Genomic DNA, 345 nt, shown 5'->3' with positions numbered 1-345 from the left:
GTTCAAAACAGTAACGCCGGGTATCCGTCCATCCTGGAGCACGAATCAGGATCAAAAACGTGTTATGACACCCGAACAGGCAATGGCTGCAGGGGTTGATTATCTGGTCATTGGCCGACCGATTACCCAGGCGGAGAATCCGGCTGCAGCGTGTCAGAAAATTCTCGATAGCCTGGCCTGATCGCTGATGTGTCTGCTGCTGGGAGTGCTTATGGATGAGCACTTATTCAATACGCTGTCAGTACTGTGATAGCGCAAGCGCAGCAGTAGATTTAACCAGACCAGCGGCGGAATGGGGCTGAGTTGGCGTAACAATCAATGACGTAACAACCAATGACGCCATAA

The 345-nt window shown here is 51.3% G+C and carries 1 protein-coding gene; it reads left to right on the top strand.

Translation table 11 applies throughout. The features are described from left to right. Positions 1-181, top strand: a 181-nt coding sequence (locus tag Q4563_RS17590; protein WP_303605416.1) for an orotidine 5'-phosphate decarboxylase / HUMPS family protein, incomplete at its 5' end; no start/stop codon positions are given. Positions 182-345: the final 164 nt, after the last annotated feature.

The sequence above is a fragment of the Gilvimarinus sp. 1_MG-2023 genome (genome assembly GCF_030548285.1).
Note: the sequence above shows the minus strand (reverse complement) of the source record. Positions and strands in the feature narration are given on the sequence as shown.